This is a genomic window from Flavobacterium sp. (genome assembly GCF_024642105.1).
Taxonomy (GTDB): domain Bacteria; phylum Bacteroidota; class Bacteroidia; order Flavobacteriales; family Flavobacteriaceae; genus Flavobacterium.
On the sequence record NZ_JAHEBT010000052.1, the window covers coordinates 565,003 to 588,371 of the forward strand.

The 23,369-nt window shown below is 35.3% G+C and carries 19 protein-coding genes; 8 read left to right on the forward strand and 11 right to left on the reverse strand.

Annotated features, from left to right (window positions below):
• The first annotated feature begins 15 nt into the window (after positions 1–15).
• A complete protein-coding gene (locus Q0L65_RS08055; RefSeq protein WP_296685104.1) occupies positions 16–417 on the forward strand; it encodes a hypothetical protein in 402 nt (133 codons plus the stop codon).
• A 6-nt stretch (positions 418–423) separates the two neighbouring features.
• On the opposite strand, the gene Q0L65_RS08060 is transcribed toward Q0L65_RS08055, so the two are convergent.
• Positions 424–651 carry a helix-turn-helix transcriptional regulator gene (locus tag Q0L65_RS08060; RefSeq protein WP_296685106.1) on the reverse strand — a complete coding sequence of 76 codons (228 nt, stop codon included), beginning with the start codon at positions 649–651 and terminating at the stop codon, positions 424–426.
• Positions 652–793: 142 nt separating this feature from the next.
• Here Q0L65_RS08060 and Q0L65_RS08065 point away from each other — a divergent pair, with 142 nt between their 5' ends.
• Both Q0L65_RS08065 and Q0L65_RS08070 read left to right on the forward strand, forming a co-directional pair.
• Positions 794–1,114 carry a hypothetical protein gene (locus tag Q0L65_RS08065; RefSeq protein WP_296685108.1) on the forward strand — a complete coding sequence of 107 codons (321 nt, stop codon included), beginning with the start codon at positions 794–796 and terminating at the stop codon, positions 1,112–1,114.
• 135 nt (positions 1,115–1,249) lie between these two features.
• Positions 1,250–1,450, forward strand: coding sequence for a hypothetical protein (locus Q0L65_RS08070; protein WP_296685112.1), 201 nt, complete (start codon positions 1,250–1,252; stop codon positions 1,448–1,450).
• Between the two features lie 35 nt (positions 1,451–1,485).
• On the opposite strand, the gene Q0L65_RS08075 is transcribed toward Q0L65_RS08070, so the two are convergent.
• The 3 genes from Q0L65_RS08075 to Q0L65_RS08085 form a co-directional block, all read right to left on the reverse strand.
• Positions 1,486–2,139, reverse strand: a complete 654-nt coding sequence (locus Q0L65_RS08075; protein WP_296685114.1) for an HD domain-containing protein — start codon at positions 2,137–2,139, stop codon at positions 1,486–1,488.
• 161 nt (positions 2,140–2,300) lie between these two features.
• Complete coding sequence (locus Q0L65_RS08080) at positions 2,301–3,287, reverse strand: acyl-ACP desaturase (protein WP_296685117.1); 987 nt, start codon at positions 3,285–3,287, stop codon at positions 2,301–2,303.
• A 12-nt stretch (positions 3,288–3,299) separates the two neighbouring features.
• On the reverse strand, positions 3,300–4,034 hold the full coding sequence (locus Q0L65_RS08085) for a lysophospholipid acyltransferase family protein (RefSeq protein WP_296685119.1): 735 nt from the start codon (positions 4,032–4,034) through the stop codon (positions 3,300–3,302).
• Between the two features lie 125 nt (positions 4,035–4,159).
• Between Q0L65_RS08085 and rnpA the strand changes: the two genes are divergently transcribed.
• From rnpA to Q0L65_RS08110, 5 genes are all read left to right on the forward strand, one after another.
• Positions 4,160–4,555 carry a ribonuclease P protein component gene (gene rnpA, locus Q0L65_RS08090; protein ID WP_296685121.1) on the forward strand — a complete coding sequence of 132 codons (396 nt, stop codon included), beginning with the start codon at positions 4,160–4,162 and terminating at the stop codon, positions 4,553–4,555.
• A gap of 72 nt (positions 4,556–4,627) precedes the next feature.
• Complete coding sequence (locus tag Q0L65_RS08095; protein ID WP_296685122.1) at positions 4,628–6,265, forward strand: S41 family peptidase; 1,638 nt, start codon at positions 4,628–4,630, stop codon at positions 6,263–6,265.
• On the forward strand, positions 6,265–7,086 hold the full coding sequence (locus tag Q0L65_RS08100) for an OmpA family protein (RefSeq protein ID WP_296685124.1): 822 nt from the start codon (positions 6,265–6,267) through the stop codon (positions 7,084–7,086). The genes Q0L65_RS08095 and Q0L65_RS08100 overlap by 1 nt, the downstream gene beginning before the upstream one ends.
• 48 nt (positions 7,087–7,134) lie before the next feature.
• On the forward strand, positions 7,135–7,380 hold the full coding sequence (locus tag Q0L65_RS08105; RefSeq protein ID WP_296685126.1) for a DUF2683 family protein: 246 nt from the start codon (positions 7,135–7,137) through the stop codon (positions 7,378–7,380).
• Positions 7,371–7,631 carry a Txe/YoeB family addiction module toxin gene (locus Q0L65_RS08110; protein ID WP_296685127.1) on the forward strand — a complete coding sequence of 87 codons (261 nt, stop codon included), beginning with the start codon at positions 7,371–7,373 and terminating at the stop codon, positions 7,629–7,631. Before Q0L65_RS08105 ends, Q0L65_RS08110 begins: the two co-directional genes overlap by 10 nt.
• A 19-nt stretch (positions 7,632–7,650) precedes the next feature.
• Here Q0L65_RS08110 and Q0L65_RS08115 read toward each other — a convergent pair whose 3' ends face one another.
• The 7 genes from Q0L65_RS08115 to Q0L65_RS08145 form a co-directional block, all read right to left on the reverse strand.
• Positions 7,651–8,100 (reverse strand): GNAT family N-acetyltransferase, encoded by a 450-nt coding sequence (locus Q0L65_RS08115; RefSeq protein WP_296685129.1) that lies wholly within the window; start codon positions 8,098–8,100, stop codon positions 7,651–7,653.
• A gap of 5 nt (positions 8,101–8,105) precedes the next feature.
• Positions 8,106–9,101, reverse strand: coding sequence for a DUF4837 family protein (locus Q0L65_RS08120; protein WP_296685131.1), 996 nt, complete (start codon positions 9,099–9,101; stop codon positions 8,106–8,108).
• A gap of 48 nt (positions 9,102–9,149) precedes the next feature.
• Positions 9,150–11,129, reverse strand: a complete 1,980-nt coding sequence (locus Q0L65_RS08125) for a LysM peptidoglycan-binding domain-containing protein (protein ID WP_296685133.1) — start codon at positions 11,127–11,129, stop codon at positions 9,150–9,152.
• 296 nt (positions 11,130–11,425) lie between these two features.
• Positions 11,426–12,613, reverse strand: coding sequence for a phosphoglycerate kinase (locus tag Q0L65_RS08130; protein WP_296685135.1), 1,188 nt, complete (start codon positions 12,611–12,613; stop codon positions 11,426–11,428).
• Between the two features lie 179 nt (positions 12,614–12,792).
• Entirely contained in the window at positions 12,793–13,401 is a 609-nt protein-coding gene (locus Q0L65_RS08135; protein ID WP_296685136.1) for a porin family protein, read from the reverse strand.
• A 167-nt stretch (positions 13,402–13,568) separates the two neighbouring features.
• On the reverse strand, positions 13,569–14,543 hold the full coding sequence (locus tag Q0L65_RS08140) for a type IX secretion system membrane protein PorP/SprF (protein ID WP_296685138.1): 975 nt from the start codon (positions 14,541–14,543) through the stop codon (positions 13,569–13,571).
• Positions 14,544–14,562: 19 nt separating this feature from the next.
• The gene (locus tag Q0L65_RS08145; protein WP_296685139.1) at positions 14,563–23,280 is read right to left on the reverse strand and encodes a T9SS type B sorting domain-containing protein; all 8,718 of its coding nucleotides are present in this window, start codon (positions 23,278–23,280) and stop codon (positions 14,563–14,565) included.
• Positions 23,281–23,369: the final 89 nt, after the last annotated feature.

Consider the following 23,369-nt stretch of genomic DNA (forward strand, 5'->3'; position numbering starts at 1 on the left):
TTTTAAAGGAAACAAATGTCTTTTCAAACCGAATTTGCCCATTTTTGGGAAAGTGTAAAAGAAAGTATGTCGAATTATACTTTTGCTAAATTAACCTTGGCAAAAACCATTGGCGATACCGAATTAAAAAACATTTATATGCGTCCCGTTTTAGTGGATGATCAAGTGCGTATTTCGCTTATTGCGCGTTACAAAACTGAGGAAGTAGAAAGTTTTCATACCTTAGAAGAAGCCTTCTTTGTATTGTCTTCGTATATGAATAATCCTTTTTTGACGGCATTATTGTTTACTACCGAAAATGACTTGACCTTCAAATTGAACAAAAAAAGAGTAGGCAGTATTGTGGAACAAGCTCCTACTTTTAAAAGTGCTTCGGATGTGGTTTTAGAAATGCAGGAGAAAAATATTATTCTTTAACAATAATTATTTTTCGACATTCACTATCTCTGACAAAGGGACATCCAATGCTTGACTTATTCTATATAAACTATAAAGTGTTGGATTAGTCCTTCCAGATTCAATTCTTGAAATATTAGTAGTATCTATTTTTTCTTCTATTTTACCCACTAAATCTACTTGCGACATACCTTTACGAATCCTTATTTCTTGAATATTTCTACCAACTTTTTTAAATAATTCCAATTTTTCCATACTGACATATTTGACAAGTCAAGAAATGGTTTATATTTGCACTTGTTAATGTCATATATGACAAGTTTCTGTCTAATTTAAACAATAAAAAAATTCAATAATTAATGATCATTTATTAGCAAATATTATAACCCAAAACATCATGAAAAAAATTGCATTTATTACAATGGCTAGTCTTTTATCTATGACATTAGCAAATTGTGCATCAGGAAAAAATCAACTAAACAACTTATTAAACCAAGTCTATATTGGAATGCCAATAGCTGAATTCAATAAAATCTGCCCAAAAAAACAGGTGGAGAAAATGGAAAATAATATAACTATCTACAGGGTTACAAAACAAGTTTGGTATGATTCTGATGGGAGTGGTTCAGACTATGGTTTTTTTTATTTTGTTGATGGTAAATTAGTAGAAATGAATAAAGGAGAGAGAGCAACAGATTATAGAATTAAAATCGAATAAAACATAAGTATGTATAAAAGCTTATTAATTGGATTTTTATATCCCATAACTATAATATTTAGCGGGTGGATTCGAGTTCTTTTATCATTTATTTCTATTTCTTTAGGAAGTGGAATCCCAACTCTATATTTTCTAATGGGAATTTCATTTGTGAAAATTTTTCCAGATACTATTCCTTTTTGGCCTGGTTATATATTTGGTTTAATTTTCTCTATCATCATAACTAATTATACAATAAATCACGATACTAAATTTGGATATTACAGCACCGTTTCAACATGTGGAAGTGGTTTTATTATTGGAAGTATTATTGGTTTGGTCTTTAGACTTTTTTAATAAGAATAGAATAACCTTTAAAGGTTATTCTATTCTTATTTTCTCCCCTCCCATTCGGCATAAAACCGTTCCAAAAAATCTTCCATATAACGGTGGCGTTCTTGGGCAATTTGTTTTCCTGTTTGGGTATTCATTTTGTCTTTCAACAACAATAATTTTTCATAAAAATGATTGATGGTGGGTGCCTCATTGTTCTTGTATTCTTCTTTCGTCATGGACAAATTGGGAACAATTTCAGGATTGTAAAGCGCTCTGTTTTTGAAACCACCATAATTAAACGTTCTGGCAATGCCAATGGCACCAATAGCATCCAAACGATCTGCATCTTGAACAATATCTAACTCAATAGAAGAGAACTTTCTTTCTACTTTGCCGCCTTTGAACGAAATATTTTCAATTATTGCGATTACGTGGTCAATTGTTGTTGCGACAACATTTTCAGACTCTAAAAAAGTTCGTGCTGTCTTTGGACCAATGGATTCATCTCCGTCATGAAATTTACTTTCTGCAATGTCGTGAAGCAAAGCGCTTAATTGTACTATTTCCAAATCACAATTTTCAGAAGCAGCAATCAACAACGCATTTTTATACACTCGCTCAATATGAAACCAATCGTGACCGCCTTCGGCTTGGGCTAAAGTTTCTTTTACAAACCGTATTGTTTTATCAATCAAATTAGTGGTGTTCATATTGAAAATGATTTTATAAAAAAGCGTCTAAAAAGCACCTATTTTGTCATTCCTAATTTATTTCGGAATCTATAAAAATAATGATTATAGAAACTGAAACAAGTTCAGTTTGACAAGAACAAGACTTTTAGACGCTTTTTTTATTTAAAAATACTACAATTTTACAATGTAGCAGGCTCTACCCATTTAAAGATATACGACTCTTGAGGAATCACTATTCTTTCTGAAATTTTAGCCATTCTTGCTGGTAATTTCATCAAGTAATCACGTGCCTTTTCGGCTTCGTCAGTCAAACCTCCAATTTTATCAATTTGCCATTTGTCAATTAACTTTTGCATGATTTCTACATAATCATTCGCCGTATATACTCCAATACGTTGTGCTGAATCAGAGAAATTTTCAAATGCAGAACTTATTTGTTGTCCTGATTCTCTCAAGAAATGCGCCGGCATTACGATTTTTTGTTTCATCATATATTGAAACGCTAACATCATTTCGCTTGGATCTACTTGAAAAATTCGGTTCACAAATTCGCTATACGCATGGTGGTGACGCATCTCATCTCCCGCAATCATTTTACACATTTTAGACAGTTTATTGTCTCCGTATTTTTTAGCAATTTGTGATACTCTATTGTGCGAAACGTAAGTCGCTAACTCTTGGAAACTCGTGTACACAAAGTTTTTATACGGGTCTCTTCCTGTACCAATATCGAAACCGTCGTTAATTAAGTGTTGGGTAGTAATTTCTACCTCACGCATGTTGATTCGTCCTGACAAATACAAGTATTTATTCAATACGTCTCCGTGGCGGTTTTCTTCTCCCGTCCATTGGCGAATCCAGCTTGACCAGCCATTTCTTTCTAAATTATTAACTCCTTCTACTTCCATTAACCAAGACTCATACGTTGGCAAAGCTTCTTCGGTAATGGTGTCTCCCACCATAGCTACCCAAAAATCATACGGTAAATCTTTAGCAATTTCTCTTAGTTCTTTTACTTCTTCGAAAAAGTTTTCACTTTGTGAATCTGGTAAAAAATCAGTGGGTTGCCAAATATTTTCTACTGGAATTAAGTACTGTTCTACGAAGCTATCCACGTTTTTTTCCAAAAACTGCATCACTTCTAAACGAATGTTTTTAATTGACATTTTGTTATATTATTAAATTTGTATTCCTTGTACTACTGCGCTTTCCGTTTGTTCTATCAACTCCTCAAACGAATAATCACTTACCTTTAAGGGTTGGTGAATTGTAAATTGGAGACGATTGCCTAAACCCATTGGGAAAGCACCAAATTGCACCATTTTCCATGAATTGTTAATGGTAATTGGGACCACATAAGCAGAAGGGGCGTACTTACATAATATTTTCAATCCGCTTTGCGCGAAAGGTTTTGGTTTTCCAGTTTTACTACGCGTTCCCTCTGGGAAAATCACTGCAGAACGGGTGTTTTTTTCAATATATTCAGACAATCCTTTGATAACAGGAATGGCTTGTTTGGGGTCTTTTCTGTCGATTAGAACAGAACCTCCGTGATTCAAATTATACGACACACTTGGAATCCCTTTACCCAATTCTTTTTTACTAACAAACTTGCAATGGAAGTCGCGCAAATACCAAATAATGGCCACAATATCATACAAACTCTGATGATTGGCTACAAAAATTACGGGCACATTTTTAGGAATAACTTCTGTGTTTTCAAACTGATAAGTCGTTCCTAAAAGATTCGTACAACGCACCAAAAACAGGTTCAAATAATCGACACTTTTTTTGTGTGCTTGGTACCCAAAAACATTGAAACATACCCATTGAATTGGATGAAAAACAACCAAACAAAGTCCAAAACACAAATAGTAGATGATGGAGATGGGATACGAAATTAGTTTCTGCATGCGTTAATAATGAACTACAAAAATACGAAATTAATTTTTAGGGCTATTTAAATCCTAAAGAATAACACCTATTTAGGGTTTAATTGTACCTTTGCCAACTAAAATTAGTGGTATTTTTCTCTGAAATGAACTTCAATTATCCAAAAAACGAAAAACTAAAAAGCAAGATTACTATCGGACTGTTATTTTCCGGAGGGAAATCAGTGTCAAAATACCCCTTGCGATTAGTCTATCATTCGGGCACTTTGGGTGACGAGCAACACTTAAAAGTAGGCGTTTCGGTTTCTAAAAAATACTTCAAAAAAGCCGTTGATCGGAATTATTTCAAACGTGTTTTGCGCGAGACCTATCGTCTGAATCAACATTTGCTAAAAGACCACCTCAACCAACCCTATGCGTTAATGCTTTTTTACCAAAGCAAAGACCGATTGTCGTTTGAAGAAATCAACACCAAAACCATTCAATTATTTGAAAAATTTTTGGCACAAGTAAACCCTGTTACAAAAAAAGACCCAAAATAAAACAGTTTTCAAATCGCTCAGTATTGACAATTTATTCTTATTTTAGACCTTTCAATCTAAGCTTTTAGTACTATGATTTCCTCATTCAAGAAAAGATATATTATTCCTGTTGTTGCTGGCGCCTTTTTGTATGTAGGTGCAAGTTTTAAGGAAGATTTTTTTGAGGTAGCCAAGCAAATTGAAATCTTCACTACACTATTCAAGGAATTGAACAAAAACTATGTAGACGAAACCAATCCTGGCGAATTAATGGACAGAGCCATCAAAGGAATGTTGGCCAGCCTTGACCCGTACACGGTTTTTTTCAACGAGCAAGATGTAGTGAAATTCAAAATCAACAATACGGGTGAATACACCGGAATTGGCGTATTAATCACTCGTAAAGAAGACCGACTAATCATCAAAGAACCCTATAAAAATTTCCCTGCTGACAAGGCCGGACTAAAAGCTGGAGATGAAATTATCCAAATTGGTGATGTCCTTTTAGCCGACTTTAAAGACGATGCTTCGCAATTATTAAAAGGGGCAAAAAACACCAAAATTGACATCAAATACATTCGACAAGGAAAAACCAACACTACCCAAATTGTATTGGACGAAGTCGAAATCAAATCGGTACCTTTCTTTGGAAAAATAGATGACAAAACGGGTTATATTGTATTGGCACACTTCAACAAAAAAGCAGGGTTGGAAACCAAAAATGCCTTGGAACAACTCAAAAAAGAAGGAGCTGAGCGTATCGTTTTGGACTTGCGCGATAATCCAGGCGGATTGTTAAACGAGGCGGTGACTATTTGCAATTTATTTGTTCCCAAAAACGAAATTATTGTTACCACAAAATCAAAAATCGACAAACACAACAATACCTACAAAACTACCAAAGAACCTATTGAGACTGAAATTCCTTTAGCGATTATTGTCAACGGAAGAAGCGCCTCGGCTTCAGAAATCGTTTCGGGAGCTTTACAGGATTTAGACCGCGCTGTCATCATTGGTAGTCGTAGTTTTGGGAAAGGATTAGTCCAAAGACCCGTTGATTTGACGTATGGAACTCAGTTAAAAGTAACCATTTCGCGTTACTACACACCTTCGGGTCGTTGCATTCAGGCTTTAGATTATGCTCACAAAGACAAAAACGGAATTGCTACAAAACGTGACGAGAAAAATTATACCGCTTTTAAAACCAAAAAAGGAAGAACGGTTTATGATGGCGGTGGCATTCAGCCGGATATAGCGCTAGACGAAACTAAATTAAGTCCTATTGCCGAAGCCTTAGAAAAAAACGATGCGATTTTCAATTTTGCGACCCAATATTATTACAAAAATCCAAACCTAGGCAACACGATTCCGACTATTTCAGAAGCAGATTACCAAGACTTCAAACAGTTTTTAAAATCAACTAAATTCTCTTTTGATACCCAAACGGAACTGGCATTGAAGGCAACTTTGGCTGCAGCCAAAAAAGAACAAATTGACGAAACTATTACCACAGAATACCAACAATTATTGACTGCGCTTCAAAAAAGTGAAACCGCCTTATTGGATAAAAATCAAAAAGAAATCAAGAACTTAATTCAGGAAGAACTGATCAAACGCTACCAATACCAAGAAGGTTTATACCTGTTCTATCTTAAAAATAATCTTGAAATCAAACGCGCCGTTCAAATATTGAACTCGCCTGCTGAATACAAATCCATCTTAAAAATGTAATGAAAAAATTATTCAAAATAGGATTTTTAGTACTGTTCTTAAGCGGATTTGCTCAAGAAAAAATTACACAAAATATCTATTTTGACTTTGACGTGGACCAACTTCGAGAAAACCAAAAGAACATTCTTCGTGATTTTTTTCAAAAAATTGATAGTAGCCAAATCCAATCTGTTCGCGTTTTTGGGTATTGTGACGATCGTGGCACGGCTCCTTACAATTTCAATTTATCGGACAGGAGAGTCGGTACCGTTGAAAAAATCTTACTGAACATTGGACTGAATCCTAAAAAATTAATTGCTTTAGAAGGCAAAGGAAGGGTTTTGGTCAACAAAGACACGGTGCCTGACCTAGACCAAACCCGCTCTAAAAATCGCCGAGTGGAAGTCGTGGTAGAACAACTCGCCAAACCGAAATTTTTCATGGGTATTCCGCGCTTGTTTTCTGATTTTCATTTGCCACACCAAAAAGGAGATCGGATCTATTTAGAAAATGTACGATTTAGCGTAGGAAGTAGTTATTTGGACTTAAAATCCCGAGCTATATTGGATAAGATTGTCGTTTTTTTGAAGAACAATCCGTATGTAGAATTTGAAGTTCAAGGCCATGTTTGTTGTACGCCAAAATACTTTTCAGATGCCATCGACAAAGACACCAAAGAAAGAAAGTTGTCTTATAATAGAGCCAAAGCCGTGTACCGCTACTTAGTGATGCGAAAAATTAATCCGTCCAGAATGACTTTTAAAGGCTATGGCAATCTATTCCCTATTGGTAAAGAACCTGAATTAGACCGAAGAGTCGAATTAGTGATAACCAAATGTTAAAATATTTTTTCAAATGTACATAATTATGTACATTTGAAAAAAAATGAAATGAAAACCATTAGTGTATCTGAATTCAGAGGAAATATAAAAAAATATCTTGATATTGCTAAAGATGAAAAAGTAATTATTCACAGAGGAAAAGATAAGTCGTATGCCATTGTACCTATTGACGAAATAGAAGATAGCCCCTACGACCCCGAATTTGTGAAAAAGATTTTGCAAGGAAAAGAAGATTCCAAACAAGGAAAAGGTAGAGTAGTTACTCTTGATGAGCTAAATTCATTATGGAAATAATTTTTTTACCAAAAGCTGATCAAGATTTAATATTTTGGATAAAGAGCGGAAACAAAACTATTTTAAAAAAAATAGGCGCTCTAATTACAGATATTTCAAAAAATCCAACCAGCGGAATAGGAAAACCCGAACAACTTAAACATGAATTACAGGGACTTTGGTCAAGAAGAATAAATCAAGAACACCGAATTGTTTACGGAATTAAAAACAATACTACTATTGAAATTTTTTCTCTGAAAGGACATTACTAATCTTTATTAAAATCTAATATTAAACGCTCTTCTCCATTTGAATGTGCGGAATATCATCTTCTAAATACATTTCGCTGGTTTGAACAAATCCGTGACTTTCGTAGAATTTTTTTAAGTACAATTGGGCGCCAATTGTAATCTCAGTCTCTCCATAATGATGTAAAACACCTTCAATAGCTTGGCGCATTAATTCGTGACCCCATTTTCTGTCTCGGTATTTGGAATGTACTACTACTCTACCAATAGACGCATGGACAAACGAAATTCCGGGTTTAAAAAGGCGCGCGTGTGCTACAATTTTGCCTTCAAAAGTTCCAAAAAGATGCAATGCTTTTTGGTCTTTGCCATCCAAATCAAGATACACACAGTTTTGCTCAACAACAAAGATTTCGCTTCGCAAACGAAGAATATCGTACAACTCGTGTACAGAAAGTGATTCAAAAGATTTGATCTTCCATTCTAATGTCATGAATTCTATTTTTTATGTGGGGTAAATGTATTGTTTTTAAGTAAATGAACCGAATGTATTATAGCCTCTAACTCATGCATGACGTCCCTTTTTTCTTTGGAGGGTGAATAACAAAATCCTTCTAAAACTAACAGCCGATGGTTTGTTGTATCTACAATGGTGTAATTGATAAAAGGCCCAGACATATAATCGTTTTGGAGTTGCCACGTTCCTCTAGTTTCATACGCCAATCGATTGTCTATCTTTGATTTGAAAAAATAAGGGGTATACCCTGTTTCACTAATCATATAGGTATTGGGTTCCGTTCCTTTAATGTATTTGCCAATAGAATCTCTCATTGTAAGGATATCAATGGCTGCATTAGAAGTTGTAATCGTATTCAACGGCACCTGATAAAGCAACAAACTACTGCTTCCACTAATTATTTTTTTCTTTAACCAAACAAAATTGGGCTTTCGCAACACCTGTTCAAAGTCGGAAGGAACTTGAATTGTAAGCTGAAATTCTTTTTTAAAAGATGTGGTTTGGAGTAGCGCTTTTTTATTGATACGTTGGCTTTCTGCAATTTCTCCTTGTTCAATACGGTAAATGATTTCCGGTGTATGTTCTTCCAATAATTGCAATATTTCAGTAGCCGTTTTGCCTGAAATATGAAATACATTTTGAGGTGAAGCGTATTGGTTTTCCTTGATTTCGAATTTGTTTTCGGCTTCTTTTTTAATTACCAAAATCGCACGGCTATCAGTAGCAAAACCTTCTAATAATTTAACAGGATATTGATTGATGGTGAAGAGCGGTTCTTCTTCGGGTAGTCCAATTACTGGAGAAGCAAATTTATTTCGAATGCTGTCGCCAATTTCTCCATTCCACAATTGGTCATCAATAATTACTGAAATCGTATTGATTTTACCTGTTGTTTTACGAGGTAAGTCGGCTTCTTTCTTGAAACAAGAAAACAAAACAACCGAAAGGAGCAGGCATAAAAAATGGGCTTTATTCATGATTCTTACATTATGAAATAAAACCCAAATTTAAATTGATCCATCGAATTATCCGTTAATTTTTAATTTCATTCCCGGTTTCAATTCTTCTTCTTTGATGTTATTCCATTTCTTTAAGTCAGAAATAGTCACACCTGGATATTTTTTGGAAATGCTATACAATGAATCTCCTTTTTTCACATAGTATTCTGCTTCTTTTTTAGCAGGAGTGGTATAATCGTCTTTCTTTTTAAAACTAGCTACTGTTGCTTTATTGGTTACAATCGCAATCTCATTTTTGGCAACAATTAATGTACTTCCTAAAGCAATTGCATTCGACCCTAAATTATTCCATTGCTTTAAATCGTCTAATGAAGCTCCAAATTTCTTAGCAATGTTCCCTAAATTGTCTCCTTTTTGAACAATATATTGAATGTCTTTTCTTTCAGGAGCAGCTGCTACTTCTTCTTTAGTAGTTGGGTTTTTCACTACTTGAAGCGAAGCCCCTAACTGAACATTGTTATTGTTTAACTTGTTCCAATCTTGAATATCCGCTACGGTAATGTTGAATTTTTTAGCAATATTACTTAAGTTATCTCCTTTTTGAACCACATAAAACGATGCTGTTGTAGTAGCCACGCTGTCTTTCTGAACTCCTTTTTTGTCAATTTCAACTTTGGCTACAGCCGTCGATTTCTGTTCTGCCTCAGTTCCATTGATTTTTAAGTTTTTACCGTAAGCAACTTCATTCCCCTTAATGTTATTCCATTTTTTAAGATCGTCAACTGCAACGTCATATTTCTTAGCAATGGTACTCAAATTGTCTCCACGCTTGACACGGTAATAGCGCACTTTGGCTTGTGCCAATCTTTGAAATGTATTTACAGAGTCTTGAGGTACAATTGGTCGAACAATTTGGAATGGCTTTTCTCTTAAGTTAGCTTCTCTATCCACATAAGCATAAATCTTAGATTCATTAGAAGTGAAAACCGCCATCTTGTCTTGTGGTAATCTCAAATAATGGCTTTGGTCTCTGTAAGACGGCACCACATTTAATTTATACGATGGATTCAAAATTTGCAATTGAGCCACTGGAATATCAATCAATTCTGAAATTTGTTTAAAAGACATTTGTCTTTTAATCATTACCGTATCTGTAGCAAAATGCTTGATAGGCGCTCTTTCAGGCTTAATTCCGTGTTCTTTATGGTATTCATAAATGTACATTGTTGCTAAAAAAGCAGGTACATATCCTTGTGTTTCTTGTGGTAAATTTTTACGAATGTTCCAATAGTTTTGTTGTCCTCCAGAACGTCGAATGGCTTTTGCTACGTTACCTGGTCCTGAATTATAGGAAGCCAAAACCAAATCCCAATCGCCAAAAATAGCATACATGTTTTTCATGTATTGGGCAGCAGCCTCACTCGCTTTTAAAGGATCGCTACGTTCATCTACATACGAATCAATTTTCAATCCGTATTGTTTTCCTGTTTGGTACATGAACTGCCAAAGTCCTGTAGCGCCAACTCTAGAAACAGCTTTTGGATTTAATGCCGACTCAACAACGGCTAAATATTTGATTTCAAGAGGCACATTTTGTTTGTCAAATGCCTCTTCAAATAAAGGGAAATAATATTCTGAAACAGCCATCAAACGCTCAAAAGAACGCTTTCTGTTTTTCAAAAATGACTTGATGATGTTTTCTAAACCTTGGTTGTATTCAATATGAAATGGCGACTTCTCATCCATTGCTTGCAATCGTGCTTTCAACAACTCAGTAGGTAATTCATAATCAACTTTTTCGTCAATATTGATTGTTTGAATATCCTCTGTAAGGTTATTGTAAATGTCTAAATTGGTTAATTCCTTTAACCACAAACTGTCCACACAAGCTGCCAAATCATCTTTGACAAATGTTTTCTTGATAGAATCTAAGTAGGTAAGTTTAATTTCTGGTTTTGGAGCATTTGTTTTCTCAACTGTTTCTTGCGAAAAAAGTGAAAAAGATACTAACAGAAAAAAAGGAAGTATAAGGTTTTTTATATTCATATTTAATGCATTCAAGGGGCTAAATTTCAAATGATTATAAAATCATTTTTACAAACTTACTAGGTTCTAACTGAAAAATTACATAAATATTGTTAAAAAATCAGTTTTAGGGGCTTTTTTAAGCTTTTTTGCTCGATTTAATACGAAAATCCGTCTTAAACCTAAGGAGACTAACGGACTAAAAATTAAAAATCCTGTCTCTAAAAAAGGAAAACCTTAGCCAGAAATTTCATCGCTAAGGTTTTCTATTCTATTGAATCAAGTCTATCTTGACTTGACTATTGTTTAAAAAGTACTTATTCTAAAATAGCAGCAATTCCAGGTAACACTCTACCCTCTAACATTTCTAACATTGCTCCTCCTCCTGTTGAAACATAGCTTACTTTGTCTTCAAAACCAAATTGTTTTACAGCAGCAACAGAATCTCCACCTCCTACAAGTGAGAAAGCGCCGTTAGCAGTTGATTCAGCGATGAATTCTCCTAAAGCAATAGTTCCTTTTGCAAAAGTTGGCATTTCAAAAACACCTAAAGGTCCATTCCAAAGAATCGTTTTAGACTCTAAAATTACTTTTTTGAATTGTTCCAAAGATTTTGGTCCTGCGTCCATTCCTTCCCATCCGTCAGGAATTGCAGTTACGTCAACCACTTGTGTATTAGCATCATTTGAAAACTTATCTCCTGCTACTACGTCAACCGGAATATGAATTTGAACTCCTTTTTCTTTAGCTAAACGCAAAATTTCTAAGGCTAATTCTTGTTTGTCATCTTCACAAATAGAGTCTCCAATTTTTCCACCTAAGGCTTTTACAAAAGTAAACGTCATTCCACCACCAATAATCATGTGGTCTACTTTGTCTAAGATATTTTCGATAACCGTGATTTTTGAAGATACTTTTGAACCTCCAAGAACAGCAGTTACTGGTTTTACACTATTTTTTAATACTTTGTTTAAGCTTTCAATTTCTTTAGCTAGCAACGTTCCAAAACATTTATCGTTTGGAAAAAATTGCGCGATAATTGTAGTCGAAGCGTGCGCTCTGTGTGCAGTACCAAAAGCATCGTTTACATAGATGTCGCCTAATGACGCTAATTCTTTGGCAAAAGCCACATCTCCAGCTTCTTCTTCAGCGTGAAAACGTAAATTTTCTAACAACAATACTTCACCTGCTTGTAATTTGTCTGAGGCTGCTTTAGCTTCAGCTCCTATACAATTTGCAGCAAATTGAACTGGAACATCTAAAATAGCCGAAGCTGTTTTTAAGATGTGTTTCAATGAATACTTCTCTTCAGCTCCTTTTGGACGACCTAAATGCGACATTAAAATTACACTTCCACCATCAGCCAAAATTTTATCAATAGTTGGTTTTGCAGCTTCAATACGTGTAACATCTGTTACATTAAAATTTTCATCCAAAGGCACGTTAAAATCAACGCGGATAATTGCTTTTTTATTTTTGAAATTAAAATCGTTTACCGTTTTCATTGTATCTGTTTTTTAGTTTTTCTGAAAGAGAAACAAAGATAGAACTTTTAGCGCAGTGACAAATTCTGAAAAGGAATAAAAATTCAGATTTTCTTAACGAAATCGTTGTAAATTAATTAATCTGTTATTTTTTAGTCTCTTTTTTTCAAAAAACCAACCTCTAAGCGTAAATAGGGCTTTTATTTAAATAAATATCCAATTCCTACTGAAAAACCATAGTTTTTTGAATTTTCAAAAGGCGATTTTAAAGCATTGGAAAAACCGATGAGATAATTTGTATTTACAACAAAATTTGATTTGACTTTATAGGATAACCCAATAACACCCCCAAATTCAAATTTTTCAGCTAAATCTGTCTGTGTGGGATAATCAGACGTAAACTGATCGTTTACTAGAAAATTAAATGATGGCCCTATTTCAAATGAAAAATTCTTAACTAAATACAGTTTTGCCAAAACAGGAATCTTGATATAATCTAACTTGTGTTCAGCATAAACTACAGGCATGGTTCCAGGAACAATTGAGATAAAATTTACAAGTTCTTTTCCTTTAATTCCTTGACTTGAATATACTATTTCGGGCTGAATTGATAATTTTTTACTCAATGGTATTTCAACAGTTGCTCCAAGATAAAATCCAGTCTTGTATTTTTCATCATATAAATAATCATTAGAGGTCATGTTGGTGAAATTGACACCTCCTTTTACTCCAAATTGGATTTTCTCTTGCGATTTTACTGTTGGAATTAATACAATTGTGACTGCGATAATTAAAATTATTTTTTTCATGTGGATTAGGTGTTAATTATGTAAAATACTAATACATTATTTTTAAAATAGAATTTACAATTAGGTTAGAACTAATTCAAATGTAAGTTTTTTTTTATTATGAGTCAATTTGTTTAAAATTTTAACAATTTAAAAATCCCAAAATCACAACTGCTAAATAATAACCATCAATCGTGCAACGGACTTTGTGTACAAGGACAATCACTTATTCCTTGAAGGAAATCAAATCCCAAAGTAACCATGTGTGTCCCTGAATTATAGGCAGTAATTTGGTTCAATATAACTTGATAGGAATATCCAAAATAGAAATCGGCTTTTTTAAATCCAGCCATTGGACCCACCGTCAACGGCTTGAATGATTGATCGTTCAAAAAGCGATAAGAAACGCCTGCCCAATAGTAGTCGTCATAACTATTATAGTGTCTGTATTTTAAATTGAGATCCGTAGTCGACCGTTTATCTCCTGCAAAAAACTGATAATACACCGAGGGTTCTATTTCGACATTTCGGTTATGGCTATTTTTGATCACATAGCCAGAATACAATTGGTAATTCAAAACCAAACTGGGTTCGATGCCTAAATAATTATCTTTGGTTTTGGGCAAAATATTAGACGCATTGAAACTCACATAAAAACCTTTATTACGATACAAAAGCCCTACGTCAAAATTATTATTGGAGATAGATCTATTATCGGTAATACTTGGGTCAATAATCGGTATTTCATGAGTTGCGTTGAATTTGCTGATGTCTATTTTAAAATTATTGATGTTGTACGAAAGCCCAAAAGACAAGTATTGTTTGGAATAATAATCTAAAATAATGTGGTGCGCAAAAGAGAACTTAACACCCGTTTGAAACGTATTCCCATTACTATCATTGTATAATGAAATTCCTATTCCTGAGCGATTGGCCAATCTAAAATCAGCATAAAGCGATTGGTTTTTTGGAGCGTCTTTGATGCCCACCCATTGGGTTAGTCCATTGGCGCGTAGTCGCAAATTATCTCCAATTCCAGCAAAAGTAGGCGACAATACAAAGTTATTATCCGCTAAGTATTGTGTAAAAACAGGCAGATGTAATTCTTGGCTAAAGCCTGAAAAACAAATGGACAAAAGGGTATATATAACTATTTTTTTCATTGATTTTTCTTTTAATGAATTATCTGTAAAGTGTAAAATGACCTACAAATTCTCTGTCGTCTTTTGAATTATTGAGCTTCAACACATACCAATAATCACCAGAAGGCAGCTCCACTCCTTGGTATTTGCCGTCCCAAGATTCACCCAAATTATAAGTGCCTAATTCTCGTCCGTAGCGATCTAAAATGGAGAAAGTTAAATCTTTGTAATTAACAGTACAACCTGGCGCCCAAGTGTCGTTGAGTCCGTCGCCATTTGGCGTGAAATAGTTAGGTATACAAATATCAATGTAATTGAATTGTTGAGTGACTTCGGTTTTACATCCGTTGGCGTCTTGAACAGTGACCAAATAGTCTTGAGTTTTATAATAAATATAACTCGGATTGGCATTATTAAATTCGCCATCAAAAGTGTACTTGTAATTGCCTCCACCACCAGTAGCCACTGCAATTATTTCATTTAAACCCCCTTCTTTTAAATTCAAAATCAAAGGATCAACTTTTAGAATATTGAAAACAGGGGTGTCTTTAATGCAGCCACTGTTGTGTTTCACTCTTATAAAATGATCTCCTGGGGTAAAATTGGAAAACACATTACTCGGTTGATACGTTCCTCCATCTAAGGCAAATTGAAACAAGGCATAATCAGTAATACTAGAATCTAAATTTACGGTAACCGTATTATGTTGTGCTTTGCTTACACAATCATAATTTATAATTGTAGTTGGGTTCAATTTCACCGACTCGTTAAGATTGACAATCCGATCCAACGTACAATTGTTAGCATCTTTAATATATGCCGTATGTGAACCGCCTTCCAAATTAGTGAAATCAAATTGTGTTTGAGTGGCAGTTCCTGTTGCAAATGGACCCGTTGGATTGTCTAAAGACACACTATATGGTAGTGTTCCGCCAGAAATTACAATACTAAACTGAGCATTCTTATCATCATAGCACATTCCTTGTACAATCGATGTATTGATTATTTGGGCTGATAAAACCGCTGGTTCTCCAATTGTAATCGACTTTTTTTCATAACATCCTAAAGCATCCTGAACCAACAAATCATAAGTTCCTGCCGCTAAGTTTTCAAAAAGATTTGACTCGGTAAACTGACTCAAATTAGGCGAAATAGCGTGCTTAATAACCGCCGTACCTCCTGAAGAATTGATTTTTACAGTACCGTCATTAGACCCAGCGCACAAGATATTAGTTAACGAATAGGCGGGATTTAATTTTGCAGTAGGCTCAGTAATTGTAATGGTAGTTGATTCCGCTGGAACACAATCAGCACTGGTTACTTTTACCTTATATTTTCCTGCCGAGAGACCTGTAAAGACACCCGTTATTTGGGCTGGCCGAACCAAATTATCAACCTCATCTAACAATATGTACAAATAATTTCCTAAACCACCTTGGGCTGTTGCCAAAATAGACGCTGTGCTATTCCCTTTACAATTTACTTTGGCAAAAGTAGTATCTATTGCAACTGACAATCCCTTTAGAGATTCTACCACCACATCATTAGACAAATAACTTCCGCATCCATTATTGTCTTTGACAAAATAGTGATTCATACCCGTGTTTCCATTTAAAAAAGTTAATGAAAACGGACTAAAAACACTATTGTCGGCACTGAAACTATAAGGAGGTGTTCCGCCTGAAATTTGCAAAGCCAATTGGGACAAAACCATACACGTTGGGGGTGTTTTTAAAGATAATGTGGCAACTACATGGGTTGGTTCTTGAATTTCGATTATTCCTGATGTAGCCTTGCACGACCAATTATCAGTAACAGTTACACTATATTTACCAGCCCCTAAATTTTTAAATTCATTTGAAGTTTGTGAACCAAAAACAGTTGGATTGGGACTTGTTTCATTTAGAGTGTACCAATAATTACTGCCCTGACCTCCTGAAACGTTTGTTGTAAAAATTATAGCGGTTCGGTCAGCAAAACAAGGTAAAAAAGCAACATCAGAACTAGCGTTAAAAGTAATTGGTGTAGGATTGATTAAAGCAATATGATTTTCTGCTTCACAACCTTTTGCATCACGAACATAAAGCGTATAATTTCCTTGAGTCAAATCAGTTACTGTTGTAACGTCGCCCCAATCTTGAAGTACCGTTCCCTCTTTTTCCCATTTAAACTCATACGAGTCTGTCCAACCCCCTTGAGGCAAAGCGGTAATTATTCCGTCATTATTACCCACTGCACAAGTAATATCTGAATGAGATTCTACCAAAGAAAGTGCTGAAGTAGGCTGACTAATCGTAAATTTTTTAGTCACACTACAAAATGGCGCGTTACTCAAAGTCGCCGTGATGGAGTAAGTGTCTGCTTTTAACCCTGAAACTGTAATTGGGGCAGCAGAGGTAGTTGTTGAAGACTGTATGCTATTCCCCAAACTATCTTTAACAACATAACTAAAAGCACCCGCCTTACTCGGAGTATTTTTGTCGGTTAAAGTAATGTTAGCACTTCCATTACTTCCTCCAAAACAGGTAACATCTACCACCGAATCAATGGTTAAACCAAAAGTATTCGGTTCATTGACGGTATATACTTCTTGAATACTACAAAGAGTTACTGTGTTCTTTACAGTAATTAAATATTCTCCAACGGTTAACCCAGAAAAAATTCCATTGGAATTGGAAGAAAAAATTGTCCCTACCGAACTTCCTGAAATGGTACTTAACGAATAGTCTAAATTAGTTGGCGTACCACCGATGCCTGAAACGGAGACTTTGATTGTTTCGTTTGCAACACAACTGATTGGACTTATTGGAGTAACATTAATTGTATCTAAAATATAAAATGGGGAGACGGTTGCAGAAGTACTTCCCGAACAACCTCTGTCATCATACACGTTGACGGTATAACTACCCCCCGCTAAGTCCGACTCAACATACGTTGGATTCGATCCAAATTGAACGCGTGTTCCGTTTTTTATAAATTCGTATTGGGTATAGGTTCCCGAACCTCCCGTTACTCCATTTACAGTAATCGATGCGTTATTCAAATTATTGGTAGAAGAACAGCCAAACTGAACAATTGTTGGTGTTGGAACACTAATCGCAGCAGGTTCGGTAATTAAAAAATTGGTTTGGCTAGCTACACAACCTCTTCCTGAAATCACCTCAACGGTATAACTTCCTGCAGTTAATCCTGAAAAAATATTAGACTCTTGTGGTATCCCACCATTGAGGCTGTATTTATAAATAGGATTATCGTTTGTCCCAATTGCTGGAATTGCAATTGTTGCCGTTATGGAGCCGTCATCTCCTCCGTTACAGGTTACAGGTATCTGAAATAAAGTCAAACCAGTAATAGGAGTAGGTGCTTCTAAATTTACTGCAATGCTTTTTGTACAATTAGTCGTTGTATCTCTAAACTCAATTGTATGATTACCAGAACTTAGCCCTATAAAATTCGAATTAGAGACATAGCTCCCACTGTCGATTTTGTATTCATAATTACCTGAACCACCTTGGGCAATAGCTTGAATTTCGCCATCATTAAGTGCGCAAGTCGGTTGTTTAATAACCGTTGAAGACAATCCTAATGGACTATGAATTTTTAACGTTTTTGTATCCGAACAACCATTCACCTCTTTTACACTAATACTATACTCTCCTGAGTTTTGATTCGATAAAGTATAGGGCAAAGTAACTGGACTAAAAATACTCCCGTTTACGCTTATGTAATAAGGAGCAATTCCAGCCCTTGCTTCTGTTATATTTATTGCAAAAGTTCCTTCAGAAGCACAAACATTTGATATAGATAAACCAATAACTGGTTCAGGGTCTTTGTTTATAGTTACTGGCTGGGACTTGACACAACCATAAGCGTCTTTCACAAATACGGTATAACTACCTCCTTGACTCACTGTAAATGTGTTGGAGGTTTGCCAAATTCCATCTGGAGATGGAGGCGGAGGCGGAATCAATCCTATATTACTTGTTGGGTTTGAAGTTGCTCCACTTACCGCCGAAATTTGATAGTAATACGGTGCTTTGCCGTCTTTGGCTTGAACGCTAATTATACCGTTTTCATTACAATTTACATTTTTTAAAATTGTAGCCGAAAGACTTAAATCAATTGCAGACTCTGTTATATTAAATGAATCAGAGGCTATACTACAACCAACATTTGTAGCGCCCAATTCTTCTTTTATCAACACAAAATAATTCCCAAAAGGCAAGTCGCCTAAATCAGTAATGGTTGTGCTACCAGTTGCGGGTATCGTTGTGGTTCCCGAAACCCCTGAAACAGGAACTAAAGATTGTGAATTATATACTTGATACGAAATTGGCGTAGCAATTGCATACTTGTTTTTTACCGTTAAGGATACTTTCCCATTGGCTGCGCCTTTACACGTTATATTTTTTTCCTCAAGATTATTTACTCCTAATGTAGAGTTAGTAGTTATTGCACTTTCAGCTGTCTTGTAATGATAACATCCCGTTTTATCATCATACACAATGAAGGTATATTTTACTCCGGGCAGTAATCCGGTAAAAATGGTTGATTTACTAACGTCGCCTACCTGCCATGAAGAATCTGTTGAGGAGTAAACTAATCCTGGTTTATAAATAGCAAAATAGAAAGGGCCGGCAGAGCTAAATGCATTTGCCTTTGCAACAGATACTTTTGTCGTTCCTCCTGAAGCACAATTTATTGTTGAAGTTGAAACATTTATATCTAAATCCTCGGGAGGAGAAGATACCTTGATATTTTGTTGTAACACAGAACACCCATTGGCATCCACCACATTGATTTGGTACAAACCAAAATCTACTACATCAAATGTATGGGAGGTAGTCCCTGCATTATTTAACTCTAAATTATTGTATCCATTTACTCCTATTACAAAATAATTGTACGAAGGAACACCGCCAACAACTCCATCCACAATTACCGATCCTTTGGAGACTCCTGAACTAGTACACGTTATATCAACCGCATGAAAAGTAACATTGATTTTGTTAGGTTGTAAAATAATTTTGGTTCCTTTGGTTGTACACAAATTAGCATCGGTAACCGTAACTTCATAGGTTCCAGCGGTCAAGTTTGAAAAAATTGAGTTGCTCTGATTTGCACTTCCGTTTATTGAATATGTAAACGGAGCCAATCCCTTAGACGTATTTAAATTCACTTTAATCGCTGCTGTATTTTCTCCGTGGCACAAAATGGATTGAACTTCTGTTAAAGAAGTAATTTCAGGATTTACTTTTGGCCCAACGGTAATTGTATTAGTAGTTTTTATACATCCATTGGCATCGATAATTTCGAACACATAATCTCCTGTTTGTGTATCCCTTACTAGATAAGTAAAAGATGAGGCTGAATCAGGAATAGTGATGTCATTAGTAGTAATTTTTGATCCATTCTTAAAAACTCTGTATCGAATTGATTTAACTCCACCCTCAACGGTTACTTTAATAACTGCATCTGGGCTTGAAGTACAATCCAACGCTTTAGTCAAAACGGCAGCTACTTTTATTTCGTTGCCAATATTGATGTTTTGAGTAACTGCTTTACAATTATTAGCGTCCATTACTTCTACTTTGTGCGTTCCTGGTCCAACATTCGTAAAAGTACTTAAGGTTTGATAAGTCGCTCCGTCTAAGCTAAACGAAAAAGGTGCTGTTCCTGAACTTACATTAATCTTTATGGTAGCTTGATTAATCGCATCATAACATAAATCCGAACTAGAATCTGTAGATGGAATTGGTGTTGGAGGTGGAGAAACTGTTATTGCAACAAGAGTTTCATTGGCACAACCATTGGCATCAAGCGCGCGAATTACATATTTCCCTGGGGGCACATTATCAAAAATTCCCGAGTTTTGAACTGGACGTAACTTTGTTACATTGAGTTCGTCCCATAACTCATACGTATAAAAAGGTGTTCCTCCAGTAGAACTAGCTGTGATACTTGCTCCTCGACTACAAGTCGCTAAAGTGGTGACATTAGCCGTAGTAATTAATGAGGTTGGAACTGAAATAGCAATGGGTGTAAATGATTTAACGCAAACACCCGTTGCACTGGCATTATAACGCACTTTTATAATATACGTACCTGCTCGCAAACTATCAATTACAAAAGGTGAAGTCATTGCTGTTTGCCAAGTTGCTCCGTTATCTTTTGAATATTGATAGCCTGTAACGGTATTAAAATTTTGAGCGGCAATTGTAATTTCGCCATTGTTTGCTCCTGAACAAGTTGCATTTTTTGTATTGGTAATTGAAGCTTCAAATGCTTTCCCTGTTGGGATAACAAAACTTATAGTTTTAGTTGCAGCACATAATTTAGGGGTTTGATAAGCCGTAATATCATCTATAGCTAAGTCGTTTCCACTTTGATTTTGTTCTATCGAACGTATCTGAAATCGTAAAGTTGTGTTATTTCCTGGATTGAGTTGTGTTGCGTATTTTTGCCATTTTTCAGTTTTAGGAATTGAGCCTGTATTATAAAAATCAACCTCGACTCCTGATGCATTCACTAAAGCAACTCTTAAATTAGGATTGTATTGAGTATTTCCTATTCTTAATAAATTTGTAGCATAAAATTCAACCGCTATCGACTGGTTGGGTATAATTTCATTAATTGTTTTTTCATAAATAATGGGACGTGTATTGTCTCCTTGTATATTGACAACTAAATAGCGTCCTTTCGCTATCGTGGGATTAGTATGATCTATTGGTCGATACCAAGCACCGAAAGGATATACAATATATGACGTAACAGCATATTCTCCATCATTAATGTTTAATCCCCAACCCAACTGTGCATGGCAGGTAACAGGGCCAACTTGCTTCTCAAAACAATAAGCCGCACTCATTCCCGGCGAAGTAGTATCGGCTCCATAACCAAAGTCTTCTTTTAGTAAATTACTATACGTAGGGACTATCAAAGGTTGATAATTCACTGCAAGCGTATGACTTCCTGGGTGCAAGTTGGTAAAGTTTTTAGAGGGTTGGAAAGCACCTCCGTCTAACGAATAAGCATAACTAAAAGTAGTAGTAGTCGCTGTGACACTATTGACGGTGCTATTTGCTGTTCCATCACAATTAAAAGAATCATTTAGAACCGAAATTATTGGAATTCCTATATTTTCTACCGACACCTTCGCCAATGCAGAAATACATCCATTAGCATCTTTAATATGAAAAACATAATCGTCTGTAGGTTTTAAGATGGACGTGTTTGTCGTCCAAGTAGCTTGATTATCATAACTGTATTGGTATGGCGGTGTTCCTCCTTGCGGATTGGTAATTCTAATTTTAGCCTTATCTTCATCAGGAGATGGCAAACAGCCAATTAATTCAGAAACCACAGCCGTCGCTGACAAACCATATTGTGGCTGAACAATGATTATATCTTCAGCCTTAGTACATTTAACTCCGCCATACGAATATTCAATAATTGTTTTAAAAGTAGTCCCTGCTGGAGTTGCAGATAATCCCTGAAAAACAGGATTTGTCGAAAAAGTTTGACCGTTGTTAATACTATATCGCAAACTATTCCCATTGGCATTCGCAACATTGAACTTAATTTGCCACGAGTTGGGGTAATAGCAATTTTCATTCGTTTTTTCAATAGTATAAACTGGAGTAGGTTGATTTGGTACCTCAACTGGTATTGTGATAGTTTGATGGTTACTATCAACCACTTTAATAGTATAAGTACCTGCAACTGAAACACCAATTAGGTTCCCTGTTTCTGGAGTAGTGTTTCCATTAAAATAATACTGATAGGGAGGTATTCCGCCTGTTACTAAAACTTGAATGCTTCCAGGTTGACAAGTAACTGGTTTAACGGTTGGGGTAATTTGAAAAGGGAAAATGGAATTAATTATTATATCGCCGGATTTCCAATCACAATCATCTGTTTTGACTGACCAAGTATAGGTTCCCGAATTCAAATTAGGAAAAGTATAGTCACTATCAGAAATCGGTCCAACTTCATTGATAATTGTAGCAGCTTGGGTTATTTTATAAAAATACTGTTCTCTAACATTTGTCGCCGTGAGTTTAATAGTTCCTTTATCACCAGAAGTAATAGGTTGGGTAACTGTTGTGACAACTGCTAATTCTTTCTTTGCAATAGTTACAGGGATTTCAAAAATACAATCTGTTAGTGTTGCTCCTACTCGTCTTACTTTGACAATATATGCTCCAGCGGTTGCGATAGAAAATCCATTGGAATCTTGATAGGTCACTCCGTCTAAACTGTATTCATAACCTGTTAATTGGGCTATTCTAATTTTTCCTGGTTTTCCACAATAGATATCGGTTGTAGTAATCGGAATATCCAAACCATTTTGGTACGTATTAAAATAAAATATATTTTGACTATTATCCGTATAAACCGCTCTAATTCTATATTGACCCGCTCCTGAAACAGTAAAATTAGGCCCTATAGCAACTTGTGTCCATATACAAGAATTGGATTCATTCGGACAATCTGTGGTAGTTACCGTTGTACAAGTTCCCTCATTTAATTTTTCCCATATTAGAGTTGCTCCACTAATAGAAGTAGTTATGGTGCGAGATGCATTATTACCGCACAAAAATATTTTAGGGAGTTTTTTTCCTGTTTCTGTGCAAATAGAGACCAAATCATTAAAAGTAGGATCTTCAACAGGATTAGAAACTGTTATTTTTTCAGCTAACGTTACTTTTTTTGTTTGGGAAAAACTCTCATTACAAGAAAAGATTATAGCTGCCAAAAAGACTATTTGCAAAAGCAAAAAAAGGTTTTTAAATCGGTGAATCGAATTCATTTGGGATCTATGTATTTTAAATCAACTTTATTTTA

Excerpts from the sequence above, each read along its gene's own strand:
- Q0L65_RS08100 (WP_296685124.1), top strand. The coding sequence starts at position 6,265 with ATGAAAAAATTATTCAAAATAGGATTTTTAGTACTGTTCTTAAGCGGA.
- Q0L65_RS08060 (WP_296685106.1), bottom strand. The coding sequence starts at position 651 with ATGGAAAAATTGGAATTATTTAAAAAAGTTGGTAGAAATATTCAAGAA.
- Q0L65_RS08095 (WP_296685122.1), top strand. The coding sequence starts at position 4,628 with ATGATTTCCTCATTCAAGAAAAGATATATTATTCCTGTTGTTGCTGGC.
- Q0L65_RS08125 (WP_296685133.1), bottom strand. The coding sequence starts at position 11,129 with ATGAATATAAAAAACCTTATACTTCCTTTTTTTCTGTTAGTATCTTTT.
- Q0L65_RS08085 (WP_296685119.1), bottom strand. The coding sequence starts at position 4,034 with ATGCAGAAACTAATTTCGTATCCCATCTCCATCATCTACTATTTGTGT.
- rnpA (WP_296685121.1), top strand. The coding sequence starts at position 4,160 with ATGAACTTCAATTATCCAAAAAACGAAAAACTAAAAAGCAAGATTACT.
- Q0L65_RS08080 (WP_296685117.1), bottom strand. The coding sequence starts at position 3,287 with ATGTCAATTAAAAACATTCGTTTAGAAGTGATGCAGTTTTTGGAAAAA.
- Q0L65_RS08055 (WP_296685104.1), top strand. The coding sequence starts at position 16 with ATGTCTTTTCAAACCGAATTTGCCCATTTTTGGGAAAGTGTAAAAGAA.
- Q0L65_RS08115 (WP_296685129.1), bottom strand. The coding sequence starts at position 8,100 with ATGACATTAGAATGGAAGATCAAATCTTTTGAATCACTTTCTGTACAC.
- Q0L65_RS08110 (WP_296685127.1), top strand. The coding sequence starts at position 7,371 with ATGGAAATAATTTTTTTACCAAAAGCTGATCAAGATTTAATATTTTGG.
- Q0L65_RS08070 (WP_296685112.1), top strand. The coding sequence starts at position 1,250 with ATGGGAATTTCATTTGTGAAAATTTTTCCAGATACTATTCCTTTTTGG.
- Q0L65_RS08120 (WP_296685131.1), bottom strand. The coding sequence starts at position 9,101 with ATGAATAAAGCCCATTTTTTATGCCTGCTCCTTTCGGTTGTTTTGTTT.
- Q0L65_RS08075 (WP_296685114.1), bottom strand. The coding sequence starts at position 2,139 with ATGAACACCACTAATTTGATTGATAAAACAATACGGTTTGTAAAAGAA.
- Q0L65_RS08105 (WP_296685126.1), top strand. The coding sequence starts at position 7,135 with ATGAAAACCATTAGTGTATCTGAATTCAGAGGAAATATAAAAAAATAT.
- Q0L65_RS08140 (WP_296685138.1), bottom strand. The coding sequence starts at position 14,543 with ATGAAAAAAATAGTTATATATACCCTTTTGTCCATTTGTTTTTCAGGC.
- Q0L65_RS08065 (WP_296685108.1), top strand. The coding sequence starts at position 794 with ATGAAAAAAATTGCATTTATTACAATGGCTAGTCTTTTATCTATGACA.
- Q0L65_RS08130 (WP_296685135.1), bottom strand. The coding sequence starts at position 12,613 with ATGAAAACGGTAAACGATTTTAATTTCAAAAATAAAAAAGCAATTATC.
- Q0L65_RS08135 (WP_296685136.1), bottom strand. The coding sequence starts at position 13,401 with ATGAAAAAAATAATTTTAATTATCGCAGTCACAATTGTATTAATTCCA.